Source organism: Sphingomonas sp. BK345 (genome assembly GCF_014193845.1).
Classification (GTDB): Bacteria; Pseudomonadota; Alphaproteobacteria; order Sphingomonadales; family Sphingomonadaceae; genus Sphingomonas.
The window spans coordinates 51,288-66,051 of sequence record NZ_JACHZX010000001.1; the positions used below are offsets into that span (position 1 = coordinate 51,288).

Genomic DNA, 14,764 nt, shown 5'->3' on the forward strand with positions numbered 1-14,764 from the left:
CAATAGAGACGATCAATCCTGCCGCTAACGAGGGAGAGGACATGACCCAGGACGCATCACGGCCCTCGCGCCGCGCCTGGCTGATGGGCGCGGGCGCGACGCTCGCCTGGGCTGCCAGCCCGGCGCGCGCGCTGCTCGCGCGGGCGTCAGCCGCACCGCTGCCAGCGGCCGTCGAGTCGCTCGTCGCACGCATGACGGTGGAGGAGAAAGCGGGCCAGCTCACCCTGATGGCCGCAGCCTGGGCGGGTGGCGCTGCGACCGCGCTCAACCCCGCGGGCGCGGGCGCCAGCTTCGAGGGACAGCTGCGCGACGTGCGGCGCGGCCGGCTCACCGGGGTGTTCAACGGCAATGGCGCGGTGATGGCGCAGCGGATGCAGCGCGCGGCCATGACGCAGTCGCGGCTCAAGATCCCGCTGCTGTTCGCGGCCGACATCATTCACGGCTTCCGCACCGTCTTCCCGGTGCCGCTGGCGGAGGCGGCGAGCTTCGACCCCGAGCTGGCGCGCCGCACCGCGCGCGCCGCGGGCGCCGAGGCGGCGGCGTCGGGGATCGACTGGACCTTCGCGCCCATGGTCGACATCGCGCGCGACGCGCGCTGGGGCCGCGGCGTCGAGGGCGCGGGCGAGGACGTGCTGCTGGGGCGGCTGATGGCGGCGGCGCGGGTGCGCGGTTTCCAGGGCGAGAACGGGCTCGCCGATCCGCGCGCGGTGGCGGCCTGCGCCAAGCATTTCGTCGCTTATGGCGCCGGCGAGGGCGGGCTCGACTATAACAGCGTCGACGTCTCGGAGCGGACGCTGCGCGAGATCTATTTTCCGCCGTTCGAGGCGGCGCTGGCCGCGGGCGCGCCCACGGTGATGGCCTCGTTCAACGAGATATCGGGCGTCCCCGCCACCGCCAACGACTGGCTGCTCACCGACGTGCTGCGGCGCGAATGGGGGTTCGGCGGTCTGGTCGTCTCCGACTATACCGGCGACGAGGAGCTGATCGCGCACGGCCTCGCCGCCGACGCGCGCGAGGCGACCAGGCTGGCCTTCCTGGCCGGCGTCGACATGTCGATGCAGAGCGGCTTCTACCTCAAGCACCTGCCCGACCTCGTCGCCAAGGGCGAGGTGCCGGCGGCGCGGCTCGACGAGGCGGTGCGGCGCGTGCTCGCGCTCAAGGTGACACTGGGGCTGTTCGACGACCCGTTCCGCCGCATCGATCCGGCACGCGAACGCGCCGAGGTGCGCATGCCCGCCACGCTGGCGCTGGCGCGCGAGGCCGGGGCGCGCTCGATTGTCCTTCTCAAGAACGACGACCAGCTGCTGCCGCTGCCACGCGCCGGCAAGCGCATCGCGCTGATCGGGCCGTTCGTCTCCGGGCAGCACGACCTGATCGGCCCCTGGAACGTCTACGGCACCGACGCCGGCGCGACCGACCTCGCCACGGCGGTGCGCAGCATGGTCGCGGACGCGGCGCAGGTGAGCGTCACGCCGGGGTCGGCGATCCATGCGCCGCTGCCCGGCGGGATCGCGGCGGCGGTGGCAGCCGCACGTGCCGCCGACATCGTCGTGCTCGCGGTCGGCGAGGCGCAGGACATGTCTGGCGAGGCGCAGTCGCGCTCGGCGGTGGTGGTGCCCGAGCCGCAGCTCGCGCTGGCACGCGCCGTCGCCGTGACCGGGACGCCGGTGGTGGTGCTACTGCGCACCGGGCGCGCGCTCGCGCTCGACACCGCGGTGCTCGGCGCGCGCGCGATCGCGGTGACCTGGTTCCTAGGCTCGCAGGACGGGCCGGCGATCGCCGACATGCTGTTCGGCGCCGTGGCGCCCTCGGCGCGGCTACCCGTGTCCTTCCCGCGCGCGACCGGTCAGTCCCCCTATTATTACGCGCACAAGTCGACCGGGCGCCCGAACCCGCCGGGGCCGCTCCAGCCGTTCAAGGCGCATTACCGCGAATTCGAGCAGAGCGCGCTCTTCCCCTTCGGCCACGGGCTGACCTACGGCAACGTCGCTTACTCGGACCTGTCGCTGAGTGGCGACCGGCTCGCTCCCGGCGGCACGCTGACCGTGCGCGCGACGGTGGCGAACCGCGGACGCCATGCCGCCGAGGAGGTCGTGCAGCTCTACGTCCACGACGTTGCCGCCAGCGTCACCCGCCCGATCCGCGAATTGAAAGCCTTCCAGCGGGTGGCGCTGGCACCGGGCGAGCGAAAGACGGTCAGCTTCGCGCTCCGGCGTGACGACCTGCTGTTCGTCGGCCGCGACCTGAAGCGGACGGTCGAGCCCGGCGCCTTCCGGCTCTGGGTGGCGCCCTCGGCGGAGGCAGCGGGTGTGAGCGGTTCGTTCATGCTGGGCTAACCCGCTGCGCACTCGTGTCGCGCAGTTGTAAGAATGTCACATCGTTTTGCAAATTTATTACCGGCATGTGGCAGTAGCGCTACCGGGCTTGTTTCTTCCCGCCTCACCGTTTTGAGTGACCCCAATCAAAGAAAAAGGGGTTCCCTCATGAAAATGTCGCGTTTCCTATGCGCCACCGCGATCGCGAGCGCTGCCCTGGCACTGCCGGGTGTGGCGTTCGCGCAGGCGGGGTCGCCGACCCAGGAGCAAGACGCCACTGCGCCGGGCACGACCGAGGTCGGTGCCGAGGACGTCGTCGTCACCGGCTCGCGCATCCGCCGCCCGAACGACGACTCGCCCATCCCGATCACCACGGTGACCGCGCAGGATATCTTCGAGACCGGCCGAATCTCGATCGGCGACACGCTCAACCAGCTGCCGCAGCTCAATCCGACGCTCGGCTCGCAGAACTCGACCTCGGGGCTCGGCACGCGTGGCCTCAACTTCCTCGATCTGCGTAACCTCGGCCGCTCGCGCACGCTGGTGCTGACCAACGGTCGGCGGCAGGTCACGGCCGACATCATCAACAACGGCAACGCCGTCGATATTAACACCATCCCGACCGACCTGGTGGAGCGGATCGACATCGTCACCGGCGGCGTGTCGTCGGTCTACGGATCGGACGCGATTGCCGGCGTCGTCAACTTCGTCCTCAAGGACAATTTCGACGGCCTGCAGCTGCACGGCCAGAACGGCATCAGCACCTACGGCGATGCTGGGAACCAGTATGTCTCGGTCCTCGCGGGCAAGAACTTTGCCGACGGGCGCGGCAACATCGCGATCAACGCCGAGTTCGCGCACCAGCAGGACTATTACGCGTCTGGCCGCCGCAATCTGCGCCAGAACGACGCCTTCATCGTCACCGATACCGACCCGGCGAGCGCACCCTCGGACGGCACGCCGGACCGCACCTTCTATCGCGACCTGCGCGGCGCGACGATCTCGCTCGGCGGCCAGCTCGGCTTCCGCTACGGCGCGGGCACGGCGCCGTGCGGCACCGACTCGATCGGGGGCTCGTTCACCTGCTCCTATCTGTTCCAGCCCGACGGCTCGCTCGCGTCGCAGACCGGTACCCGCGTCGGCCTCGCGCCGAACGGCAACTTCGTCGGCGGCAACGGCACGACCAGCCGTGAGGGCAACCTGGTCGTCCTCTCGCCCGACCTGAAGCGCTACGTCGTCAACGTCCTCGGCCATTTCGAGGTGTCGCCGGCCTTCGTGCCCTTCTTCGAGGCCAAGTACGTCCGCACCGAGGCGTTCGGCTCGCAGAGCGGCCCGTTCTTCTCGCAGGGCACCACGCTGGGTGACGGCATCGACAGCGGCTTCGCGGATCGCTCCTACTCGAATGCCGGCACGGCGGGCACCAACCGCGAGGGCGTCCGGCTGGACAACCCTTATCTCAACGCGAACGCGCGCACGACCATCGCGGCGCAGCTGGCCGCCGCGGTCAACTCGGGCGTGAACCCCAACACGGGTGCGGCCTTCACCGGCGCCAACGCGGCCGCCAACCAGGCTGCCGCACTGGCGCAGATCGCGGCGGGCACCTATCGCTTCTCGCTGCGTCGCAACTGGGTGGATCTCGGCACGCGCGACGAGCGGCTCAACCGCGACACCTATCGCGCGGTGGTCGGCGTGCGCGGCGACTTCAACGACGACTGGCACTATGAAGTGTCGGCGAACTACGGCCAGCACAAGGAAAACAGCGTGATCACGGGCAACGTGAACACGCAGCGCTTCCTCCTGGCGCTCGACTCGACGCGCAACGCCGCCGGCCAGGTCGTCTGCCGGTCGCAGGTCGATCCCGCCTACGCGGGCGAGGACATCGGCGGTGATCCGGCGCGGCTCGCCGCAGACATCGCCGCCTGCGTGCCGCTCAACCCATTCGGCCAGGGTTCGGTCAGCGACGCCGCGCGCGCCTACCTGATCGCGCCCACCACCGCTTCGGGCAAGGCGACGCAGTTCGTCGCCAACGGCTTCGTCGCCGGTGACCTGAGTCAGCTGTTCGAACTGCCGGGCGGCCCGGTCGGCTTCTCGGTCGGCGCCGAGTATCGCCGCGAGACGCTGACCTACGACCTCGATCCCCTGACCCAGGCGGGCTACAACTTCTACAACGCCATCCCGAGCTTCCGTGCACCCTCGTTCGAGGTGAAGGAGGCGTTCGGCGAGCTGTCGGTCCCGCTGCTCAAGGATATCTTCCTGATCAAGGAGCTGACCCTTTCCGGCGCGGCGCGCGTCGCGGACTACAAGGGCTCGGTGGGCACCGTCGTCGCCTGGAACGGTCAGGCGGTCTGGCGTCCGTTCAGCGACCTGCAGCTGCGCGGTGGCTATGCCAAGTCGGTGCGTTCGCCCTATCTCGGCGAGGCTTACGCCGCGGCCGGGCAGAACTTCACGCCGGCGCCGTCGGATCCCTGCTCGCTGCGCAACATCGGCACGGGCTCGGCGAACCGCGCCGCCAATTGCGCCGCGGCCGGTATCCCGACCAGCTACGACTACGTGTATACGCAGTCGCTCGAGATCAGCAGCGGGGGCAATCGCAACCTCGAGGCCGAGACGTCGAAGTCACTGACGCTGGGCGGCGTGTTCCAGCCCAGCTTCGTCCCGGGTCTGTCGGTGTCGGTCGACTATTACGACATCAAGGTTGAGAACGTGATCACGTCGCCGTCGGTGCAGCAGGCGCTCAACGCCTGCTATGATGCGCCGTCGCTCGACAATCAGTTCTGCGCATTGTTCCAGCGCGCGGGCGCCGACGGTGGGCCGGCCGGAGAGCAGCCCTATCAGATCCTGGAAGGCTCGTACCAGGATGCGCCGCGCAACTACGCACAGCTGCGCGCACGCGGTATCGACACGCAGATCGCGTATAACCACGATTTCGGCTTCGTGCGCGCTTCGATCGAGGGCGTGTGGACCCACGCGATCCAGCGCGACGATTACACCGATCCGTCGCGCCCCAACTTCAAGGACGTCATCACCGACGAGTTGGGCAGCCCGTCGGACCGCTTCAACATCAGCACCAACCTGAAGTTCGGCAACTTTACGATCGGCCACTCGCTGCGCTGGATCGACAAGATGTACCTGAACACTTGGGAGGACTATAACGGGGTCAACGGCCTGCCGCCGCAGAACCTGGATTACGCGCCGATCCAGAAGTATCCGAGCGTCACCTACAACGACGTCCGCTTCGGTCTCGACGTCAGCGACATGTTCAACTTCTACGGCGGCGTGACGAACGTCGGCGACGTCGATCCGCCGTACGGCCTGACCGGCGTCGGTGTGTCGAACATCGGCACGACGTCGGCCATCTACGACAATCGCGGTCGCTTCTTCTACATGGGCATCACCGCGAAGTTCTGATCCGCTGATCAGCGTGTTAGGGGAGAGGGGTCGGGCATCTGCCCGGCCCCTTTTTCATTCGGCACGGAGCGGCAGATGGCGGTGAACGAGGCAGAGCGGCTCGCGGCATCGGGGCAGGTCGTCGCCGCGGCCGAGCTGCTGGCGGAGGCCGCCCGCGGCGGCGATGCCGATGCCGCGATGCTGCTCGCGGTCTGGCTGCTGCGCGGCACCCCGCTGCGGCGCGACCTTGCCGCCGCTCGCGTCTGGCTGCGGCGCGCGGCGGAGATCGGGCATGTCGACGCCGCGCTCGCCGAGATCGCCCTTACCGCCAACGGCAGCGGCGCGGCCGCCGACTGGCCGCGCGCGCTCGCGCTGCTCCACGTTGCGGCGGCGAACGATCCCGTCGCCGCCGCGCAGCTCGCGCTGGTGGACGCGATGGCGCTCGACCGCTCCGGGCTGCCGACCCGCCTGCCCGCCCCGGAACCGTTGAGCGCGGCGCCGCGGATCGTCCGCTTTCCCGCGCTGCTCACGCCCGCCGAGTGCGCGCATCTCGCCGGCGTCGGCGCGGCGCTGCTCGAGCCCGCGCGCGTGATCGATCCGCGGACGGGGGCCTGGGTAGCGCATCCGATCCGCACCTCGGACGGCGGGGCGATCGGGCCGACGCGCGAGGATCTCGTCGTTCGCGCGATCAACGCGCGTATCGCGGCGATCAGCGGCACCAGCGTCGATCAGGGCGAGCCGCTGACGGTGCTGCGCTATCAGCCCGGCCAGGAATACCGCCCGCATCTCGACACGATCCAGGGCGCCAGCAACCAGCGGATCGTCACCGTCCTGCTCTACCTCAACCAGGGATTCGGCGGGGGAGAGACGCATTTCCCCGAGGTGGACCTCACGATCACGCCGCGCGGGGGTGACGCCTTGTTGTTCGCCAACACGCGCGCCGACGGACGGCCCGACCCGGCGACGCGACACGCCGGGCTCCCGGTCACCCAGGGTGCGAAATGGCTGGCGACGCGCTGGATCCGCGCCGCGCGCGTGGATCCGTGGACGCTCGCCTGAGCGGGCCGGGCGCCTGAGCGGGCCGGGCGCGCCAACGGCGCCCGGCCCTGCCATGCTCAGCCGAGGTAGCCGAAGGCGTCGCCGGTGAAGCTCAGCTGCCCCGGCTGAACGCCCTTCAGCAGGATCGTGTTGCCGTCACCGAGGTCGATCAGCGTGTCGCTGCCGACGTCCGTCACGATCGGCGCGCCGTCGAGCGTGTAGGCGGCGAGATCGATCGTGTCGCCGCGGCCGAAGTCGCGGATCGTGTCCTTGCCGAAGCCGTCGGCGAAGACGAAGCGGTCACTGCCGCTTCCGCCGGTGAGGATGTCGTCGCCAGCGCCGCCGATCAGCGTGTCGTTGCCGGCCTCCCCGCTCAGCGCATTGGCACCGGCGCTGCCGCGGATGACGTTGTTCAGCGCGTTGCCGGTGCCGCTATAGGCGCTGCCGCTGAGCGTCAGATCCTCGACGTTGGCGGCCAGGCGATAGTCGACCGAGGCGAGCACGGTGTCGATGCCGTCGCCGCTGAGTTCGATCACCTGGTCGCCGCGGCTGTCGACGACATAGGTGTCATTGCCCGCCTCGCCGCGCAGCACATCGTCACCCCTGCCGCCGTCGAGCCGGTCGGCGCCGGCGCCGCCGAACAGCGTGTCGTTCCCGCTGCCGCCGTAGAGCCGGTCGTTGCCCTCCCAGCCGCGCAGCAGGTCGTTGCCGTCGAGGCCGTAGAGCGAGTCGTCGCCGCCGGTACCGTACAGGTCGTTGTCGAGGCCGTTGCCCGTGCCCGATCGGGCGGCGCCGGTGAGGTACAGCTTCTCCACGTGCGAGCCGAGCGTGTAGTCGATCGCGGCGTAGACGGTGTCGGTGCCCTGGTTCGGGTCCTCGATGACGACGTCGCCCCGGTCGTCGACGATATAGGTGTCGTTGCCCTGCTCGCCGCGCAGGACGTCGGCGCCGGAACCGCCGTCGAGCCGATCGTCGCCCCATCCGCCGAACAGCACGTCGCTGCCCGCGTCGCCGAACAGGCTGTCGTTGCCGCGCATGCCGTGCAGCTCGTTCGCCAGGCCGTTGCCGAGCAGCGTATCATTGCCGTCGCCGCTGACCGCATTCTCGATCTGCGTGCCGGTGCCGATGGTGAAGGCCCTGGTGCCGCCGAAGCTGGTCACGCCGCCCTGCTTGAGCGAGATCGTCACGTCGCTGGCGATCGCGGCAGCGTTGATCCAGTCGGTGCCGCCGTCGCTGTCGATCAGCGTCCGGCGGCCGCCCTCGCCCGCGATCGCCGCCATGGTGAAGAACTCATTGGTGTAGGTGTAGACGTCACCGGTGCCCGGTGCGGCGCCGTACAGGTCAAGCTTGAGCGTGTTCACCGTGGTGCGGTTGGCGTCATAGGCGCCGAACACGCCCGCGGTCTGCTCGAACTGGAAGGTCCAGGTGCCGAGCGTGTCGACGCCGCGGAAGCCGCTGAGGCCGAAGGTAAAGGTCTGCGACGTGCCGGTGACGGTAGTGGCGTTGGTGTCGCTCAGGTCGATATAGCCCTCGGTACCGTCGGGCGCGATCAGCTTGATCTTGAGCCCGACCGCGCTGGTGTTGAGCAGCGAGGTGCCGTCGCCGAGCTGCGTGGCGAAGTTGAGCGTGAGGTCGAGGTGCTCGACGTCGACGTCCTGGGTCACGCGGAACTGGAAGCTGGTCGGCGTGCCGACGAAATCGTGGAACTGCGTGAGCGCGGTGTCAGCCTTGGTGGCGACCGAGGTCTTGCCAACGCGGATCGTGCCGGTGGTGGCGCTCACCTCATTGTCGCTGGTCTTGGCCGCGCCGAACAGTGACCACACTTCGGCGAGCCGCACCGCGTTGTAGGCGTCGACAGCGCCGTAGCCGTAATCGTTGCTGTAGTGCATCGCGCCACCGTTCCAGCCGGCATCGTCGCCGTTGAGCTGGAACTGGCGGTTGTTAAGCACATAGGTCAGCCCGCTGATCGTCGAGGTCGCCGCGGTCTGGCCGGTGTCGAATGCGACCGGCAGCTTGGCCGAGGCGGCGAGGATGTCCTTGACGTCGCGCCAGCCGAGCTCGCTGTTGGCGTCGAGGATCAGGCTGACGACGCCGCTCACCACCGGGGTGGCGCCTGAGGTGCCGCCGAATGAGTCGGTGTAATCCTCGGCACCGCCCGGTTTGGCGATCGTGTTGTAGCCGTCGCGGCCGAGCAGGTCGGTGGTCACCTGGCCGGTGCCGCCGAGCTCGGCGTAGTCGTTCGACGGCGCCGACACGAGCAGGTGCGCACCGCTGTCGACATATTGCGACGAGCTGCCGTCCACCTCGCGATACGAACCGACGGTGACGATGTGGCGGTCGCTCTTCCAGCTGTCGGCCTGGCCGTCGATCACGTCGTTGCCCGCGGCGGCGACATGGACCGTGCCGAGCCCACCGCGCCCCTCGGCCGAGCCGTAGCTGAGCGCGGTGACCATGCCGTTGGCGAAGGAGCCAGCGGTGGTCCGCGCGGCGGCGGTGGTGACATAGTCGAGCCCGCCCCAGCTGTGATTGGTGACGTCGTACCGGGCCGACTGTTTCACTGCCTCGAAGAACTTCGTGAGGTCGACCCCGTTGACGAAGATCCCCTCCTTCGAGTCGTCCTCCGAATAGGGGTCGAAGATGTTCACGCCGGTGACGTGGGCGCCGTAGGCGACGCCCACACCGCCGGCGCCGTTGCGCTCGGCCGCAATCAGCCCAGCGACCGACGTGCCATGCGGGCCCGAGGCGGGGCGGTAGTCGCCGTCGTAGACCTTGCCGTCGACGACCACCTGCTTGGAGGCGTCGTAGTTCCCGTCCAGATCCCAATGCGCGTACTGCACCCCGGAATCGTAGACGCCGACGGTCACGTCCTTGCCGGTGTAATCCTTCCACACCGTCTGCAGGTCGCCGAGACGCTGGAGATGCCACTGGTCCTTCGCGAGCGGATCGGCGACGTCGATCGCGTAGAGCTTGAAGGCGGTGGTGACGGCCTTGCCCGTCGAGAGATCGAAGGCGGGGATCGGCCCGGCGGCCGTCGCCGCGGCAGCGGGAGCGATGTGCGGCTGAGCGCTCAGCGCGGCGGCGTCGAGCGGACCCGTCGTCGCGCGCTGCCCGACGGCAGCGGCACGCGCGGGCGCGAGCGCGGCCATGTCGCCGGGGCCGTAGGTACCCTGGTCGATCCGCTGCCCGGCGGTCCGCGACGCGATGTTGAGCTTCGATGCCATGCCTGTCTCACTCCCGGTGAAGGTCGGCCGGCCGGGGATGCACGAACGCGCGGCGGTGGTGCCGCCGTTGTCGTCGCCGCCGCTCCCTGACCGGTCGGACGCACATTGTTGCTCGAGCGAGATCGAGGTTAACTACGGGGAGAGAAACTGACAAGGCGAAGAATGTCAGCCTTGCAATAAAGTGCAGCCAGCTGAAACTTTTCTTTTAATTCTCGGGAGAGCGGCGCGGCGCAATGATCGTGCCCACGTGGGGGTTAATCAGCTTGCCAGGACAAAGCAGCGATCGATCAGCCGCAGGTGATCTCGATCACCTGTCCCGCCGAGTCGAGGATCACGTTGAGCCGGTCCTCGCGCAGATCCATCGTACGTGGCTGACCGACGCGGAGCAGCCGCACCTCACGATGGCCACCGCTCAGCAGCGGCGCGCGCATTTCCTCGGTCCACTTCTTGCCGACGAGCTCGGCGCCGCCACAGCTCGCCGCCGGTGCGGCTCCCGCGAGCCGGCGGTGCGCGCCCGGCGGCGCCAGTCGCGAGCGACCCTGCGCCGGCTGATCGGGCACATTGGTCATCAGCGGCGCTCCAAGGATGAGGAGAGTGAACATGGCTTCTCCCGTGCATGACGCTGATCAACCATACGCGAAAAACCGGGATAGCGGAAAGCGGTGACTCGCCCGCCAATCCGGGTAGCAGTCTATCTTCAAGCGTTTTCGCGGGATGACAGCCGCGATCGGCTATGTCACAGGCCCGCCATGATCGACGTCACTCGCGAACTCGTCGCTTATGCGATCATTGGAGCGGCCCTGCTGGTCGCCGTGCCGACGGCGATCGTTATACTGCGCCGGCGCCATCGTCAGAAGCTCCGCCGTCGGGGTATCAAACGCTACGGCCACTGAGCGCCCGACGCGGGCGCGGCTAACTTCTGGCTCCCGCCCGTCGCGTAGCATGACATATGACTCAGCCGGCGCGGCGCCGCGCCGCCATCTCCTCACATAAGCGCTCCACGGCGCGGCTCCCGGTGGAACGGAACAGCCCTGGTATCAGCGCGTGGATCAGGCAGGCCGCGCCCGCGCCCATCAAGGTGAGGCCGAAGCGCGCGGCGACCTGCGCGTGCGCGATGTAGCTCTCTCCCACCGCGCGCGGGTGGTCGACGAACATCCGGTTGAGCATAACACGCCTCCTGCCAACGCGAGAGAGCATAGCCCCGTTCACAGGTGAGAACGTGTCTCTTGCACCTACTATTCAGGGGTCGACACGAAAGGTCTGTGCTATGATTGGGGCATGACGGAGAATGTCATTCTCGATCCCACCGATCGGCGCCTGCTCGCCCTGCTGCAGGAAGATGCGACGATCTCGATCGCCGATCTCGCCGAGCGGGTGAGCCTCTCTCCCACGCCGTGCTGGAAGCGGGTGAAGCGACTCGAGCGAGTGGGGCTGATCCGGTCGCGAGTCGCCCTGCTCGACCGTGCCTCGCTTGGGCTCGACGTCACGGTCTTCGTCGCGGTGCGAACGACGCAGCACAGCGACGAGTGGCTGCAGACCTTCGCCGAGGGCGTCGCGCGGATCCCCGAGGTGGTGGAATTCTACCGGATGAGCGGTGAGGTCGATTACCTGCTCAAGGTCGTCGCGCGCGACATCGCTGACTATGACCGTATCTATCGCAAGCTGATCAAGGTCGCGCCGCTGCACGACGTCAGCTCCTCATTCGCGATGCAGGAGATCAAGTCGACGACCGCGCTGCCGCTCTAGCTGTCACCGATCCCTACCGCCCCGCCGCCATCTCCGCGCCGCGCCGCGCCACCGCGCACAGCGTCTGCTCCAGCAGTGCCGCCAAGGCGCGCTCACGATCGAGCACGTCGAGCCCGGCGCGGGTCATGCCACCGGGGCTCGCCACCGCGTCGGCCAGCGCGGCCGGGCTGCGCTCGCTCGCCGAGGCCATCGCCGCCGCGCCGTCGACGGTCGCGAGCGCCACCGCTTCGGCCTCCTCGCGCGACAGTCCGGTCGCGACCCCGCCCGCGGTCAGCGCGTCGATGAAGCGGAAGAGGAAGGCGGGTCCGGTGCCCGACAGGGCGCCGGCGGCGGCGAAGCGCGCCGCGTCGTCGAACCACTCGACCAGGCCCAGCGGCGCGAGCAGCCGGTCCACCACCGCACGCGCCGACGCCGGCGCGTCGGGCGCGTGCACCGCGACGACGCCGCGGCCGAGCTCGACCGGCAGGTTGGGCATCGTCTGCACCGGCACCGGGCCAGGGAAGGCCGCCGCCAGCCGCGCCGGATCGGCGCCCGCGAGCATCGAGATAAGCAGCGGCGCCGCCGCGACGCGGGCGCGATGCACCGCGGCCACGGCGTCGAGCTGTTGCGGCTTGATGCCGAGGATCACCGCGTCGGGCGGCGGCGCGTCGGGCAGGTCGCGCGCCTGGCGCACACCGACGGGCAGCACGCGATGCTGGCGGTTGACGACGTCGACGTCCTCGGCCGCGACCACGCCGCTCGCCAGCCAGCGCCGCAGCATCGCCGAGGCCATGTTGCCGCAGCCGATCATCCACAGCCGCATCGCGCGTCAGGCCTCGCCGGCCGTCTCGACCATCGCCGCCGCGATCGCCTCGCTCGGCGACTTGCCGCCCCACAGCACGAACTGGAACACCGGGTAGAAGCGCTCGCACTCGTCGATGGCGGATTCCACCAGCAACTCGGCAGTGCTCAGCGCCATGGTGGCCTCGCCGTCCTCGGCCTCGATCGCGGTGGCGTTGCGGTAGAGCAGGATGCCGCTGCTCGACCAGATCTCGAAATGCCCCATCCACAGCTGCTCGTTGACGAGCGCGAGCACCTCGTAGACCGGCGCGCGTCGGCCCTCCGCCACCTTGACGTCGGGAAAGGCGAGCAGCTGGAGGACACCGTCCTCCTCGCGCCACAGCGCGCGCAGCTCATATTCGGTCCAGCTGCCCTTGATCGACGCGGTGATCTCGTCCTCGCCGCGCTCGCACGGCCAACCGTGCGCGAGGAAATAGGCCTCGAGCATGTCGAGCGGCGCCTCGCCCGCATTGTCGTCGTCGGCCTCGTCGAGCATCAGTAACTTATCGCTTGGCACGCGGCCCCCTTCCCTGGCGCGGCGCGATCAGACGCCGGACTTGGCGGCCAGTGCCGCCTCGAGCGTCTCGATCCGTGCGCGCAGCGCCTCATTCTCGTCACGCGCCGCGGCCGCCATCGCCTTCACCACCTCGAACTCGTCGCGTGCGACGAAATCGAGACCACCGATCCACTCGCGCGCGCGGGCGCGCGCATTGGCCTCGGCCTCGCGCCCGACCCCGGCGAGCGTGCCCGCCGCGCCGTTGAAGAGCTTGGCGAGGTCGCCGAACAGATGGTTCTCGGACTGCATAGATCATTTTCCTGTAGAGGCGCTTAACCGACCATCTGGGACGCCGCGGCCGGCGACACAAGCCGTTCCGCGTCGGGGTTGAGCTGATCGATACGCCAGTTGAGCGTACCCGCGAAACCCAGCCACATCATATACGGGACGAGCAGCCACGCGGCGCGACGGCGCACCTGCGCGAAGACGAACGTGGTGAGGATCGTCAGCCCCAGGATCGCGACGATCAGCAGGAACGCCGCCGAGACCTGGTGGGCGCCGAAGAACAGCGGTGTCCACAGCAGGTTACCGACAAGCTGCGCGGCGAACAGCGCGACCGCGAGCCAGCGCAGTCGCGCGCCACGCGCGCTCAGCACCAGCGCGAGCGCGACGCCCATCATCACGTACAGCAGCGACCAGGCGACCGGGAACAGCCAGCCCGGCGGCGTCAGCTCGGGCTTGGCCAGCGCGCGATACCAGCCGTTGGCGTCGCCCGACGGCACCGTCCGCCCCGACAGGAAGCCGAGCAGCAGCACGCCGGGCACCGCCACCGCCGCCCAGCGCAGGAACGACATCCGCAACTGCTCCTTGGAAGCGACACCCCCCACCTTCGTCTCCCGATCGGCCCGTCCCGGTACTGCTGCCGCAACGCCACCGTCAGGTAAATGGTACTTTTCCCAAATTCACGCGCGCGCCGCGGCGACGAGGAACTCCACATTGCCCTCGGGCCCGGTGATCGGGCTCTCGACCACGCCCAAGACCTGCCAGCCGCCCTGCTCCAGCCACGCCACGACCTCGGCGCAGACCCGCGCGTGAACGGCGGGGTCGCGCACCACCCCGCCCTTGCCCACCTCGGCGCGCCCCGCCTCGAACTGCGGCTTGATCAGCGCCAGCACGCGCCCGCCGGGGCGAACGAAGCCGAGCGGCACCTCGAGCACCTTGGCCAGACCGATGAAGCTCGCGTCGCACACCACCAGGTCGACCGGCTCGGGCACGTGCGCGGCGGTGAGCAGCCGCGCGCTGGTCTGCTCGTGGACGGCGACGCGCGGATCCTGGCGCAGCTTCCAGGCGAGCTGGTTGGTACCACTGTCGACCGCGTAGACGCGCGCCGCGCCGCGGCTGAGCAGCACGTCGGTGAAGCCGCCGGTCGAGCTGCCGACGTCGATCGCCACCGCGCCGGTCACGTCCCAGCCGAAGTGATCGAGCCCATGCGCCAGCTTGATCCCGCCGCGCGACACCCAGGGATGATCGCGCCCGCGCACCTCCAGCGCGACGTCGTCCGCGAGCGCCTGCCCCGGCTTGTCGACCTTGCGCTCGCCGGCGAACACCAGCCCCGCCATCACCAGCGCCTGCGCGCGCGTGCGCGACTCGGCGAGGCCGCGGTCGACGAGCATCTGGTCCACGCGCTGCTTGGGCATGCCGCCCTATCGCGCCGCAACGGCGGCGCCGCAACCGCTCGTCGC

13 protein-coding genes are annotated in these 14,764 nt (G+C 69.4%); 5 read left to right on the plus strand and 8 right to left on the minus strand.

Going from position 1 to position 14,764, the window contains the following annotated elements:
• Positions 1-41: 41 nt before the first annotated feature.
• The 3 genes from FHY03_RS00160 (at position 42) to FHY03_RS00170 (ending at position 6,761) form a co-directional block, all read left to right on the plus strand.
• Complete coding sequence (locus FHY03_RS00160; RefSeq protein WP_183928031.1) at positions 42-2,336, plus strand: glycoside hydrolase family 3 N-terminal domain-containing protein; 2,295 nt, start codon at positions 42-44, stop codon at positions 2,334-2,336.
• Between the two features lie 147 nt (positions 2,337-2,483).
• Complete coding sequence (locus FHY03_RS00165; RefSeq protein ID WP_183921074.1) at positions 2,484-5,723, plus strand: TonB-dependent receptor domain-containing protein; 3,240 nt, start codon at positions 2,484-2,486, stop codon at positions 5,721-5,723.
• Between the two features lie 75 nt (positions 5,724-5,798).
• Positions 5,799-6,761 (plus strand): 2OG-Fe(II) oxygenase, encoded by a 963-nt coding sequence (locus FHY03_RS00170; protein ID WP_183928033.1) that lies wholly within the window; start codon positions 5,799-5,801, stop codon positions 6,759-6,761.
• A 56-nt stretch (positions 6,762-6,817) separates the two neighbouring features.
• Here FHY03_RS00170 and FHY03_RS00175 read toward each other — a convergent pair whose 3' ends face one another.
• Entirely contained in the window at positions 6,818-9,961 is a 3,144-nt protein-coding gene (locus FHY03_RS00175) for a S8 family serine peptidase (protein ID WP_183928035.1), read from the minus strand.
• Positions 9,962-10,248: 287 nt separating this feature from the next.
• Positions 10,249-10,530, minus strand: a complete 282-nt coding sequence (locus tag FHY03_RS00180; RefSeq protein ID WP_183928037.1) for an I78 family peptidase inhibitor — start codon at positions 10,528-10,530, stop codon at positions 10,249-10,251.
• A gap of 180 nt (positions 10,531-10,710) precedes the next feature.
• Here FHY03_RS00180 and FHY03_RS00185 point away from each other — a divergent pair, with 180 nt between their 5' ends.
• On the plus strand, positions 10,711-10,854 hold the full coding sequence (locus FHY03_RS00185; RefSeq protein WP_183921076.1) for a hypothetical protein: 144 nt from the start codon (positions 10,711-10,713) through the stop codon (positions 10,852-10,854).
• 61 nt (positions 10,855-10,915) lie between these two features.
• On the opposite strand, the gene FHY03_RS00190 is transcribed toward FHY03_RS00185, so the two are convergent.
• A complete protein-coding gene (locus FHY03_RS00190) occupies positions 10,916-11,128 on the minus strand; it encodes a DUF6356 family protein (protein WP_183921077.1) in 213 nt (70 codons plus the stop codon).
• A gap of 111 nt (positions 11,129-11,239) precedes the next feature.
• Here FHY03_RS00190 and FHY03_RS00195 point away from each other — a divergent pair, with 111 nt between their 5' ends.
• On the plus strand, positions 11,240-11,707 hold the full coding sequence (locus FHY03_RS00195) for an Lrp/AsnC family transcriptional regulator (RefSeq protein ID WP_221189935.1): 468 nt from the start codon (positions 11,240-11,242) through the stop codon (positions 11,705-11,707).
• A 13-nt stretch (positions 11,708-11,720) separates the two neighbouring features.
• Here FHY03_RS00195 and FHY03_RS00200 read toward each other — a convergent pair whose 3' ends face one another.
• From FHY03_RS00200 to FHY03_RS00220, 5 genes are all read right to left on the minus strand, one after another.
• Complete coding sequence (locus FHY03_RS00200) at positions 11,721-12,509, minus strand: pyrroline-5-carboxylate reductase (RefSeq protein WP_183928039.1); 789 nt, start codon at positions 12,507-12,509, stop codon at positions 11,721-11,723.
• A 6-nt stretch (positions 12,510-12,515) separates the two neighbouring features.
• Positions 12,516-13,022 carry a YbjN domain-containing protein gene (locus FHY03_RS00205; protein ID WP_183921079.1) on the minus strand — a complete coding sequence of 169 codons (507 nt, stop codon included), beginning with the start codon at positions 13,020-13,022 and terminating at the stop codon, positions 12,516-12,518.
• A gap of 48 nt (positions 13,023-13,070) precedes the next feature.
• Entirely contained in the window at positions 13,071-13,331 is a 261-nt protein-coding gene (locus FHY03_RS00210; RefSeq protein WP_183921080.1) for an accessory factor UbiK family protein, read from the minus strand.
• Between the two features lie 23 nt (positions 13,332-13,354).
• The gene (locus FHY03_RS00215) at positions 13,355-13,876 is read right to left on the minus strand and encodes a TspO/MBR family protein (protein WP_183921081.1); all 522 of its coding nucleotides are present in this window, start codon (positions 13,874-13,876) and stop codon (positions 13,355-13,357) included.
• Positions 13,877-13,984: 108 nt separating this feature from the next.
• Positions 13,985-14,719: a TlyA family RNA methyltransferase gene (locus FHY03_RS00220; RefSeq protein ID WP_183921082.1), complete on the minus strand. Its 735-nt coding sequence runs from the start codon at positions 14,717-14,719 to the stop codon at positions 13,985-13,987.
• Between the last annotated feature and the right edge of the window lie 45 nt (positions 14,720-14,764).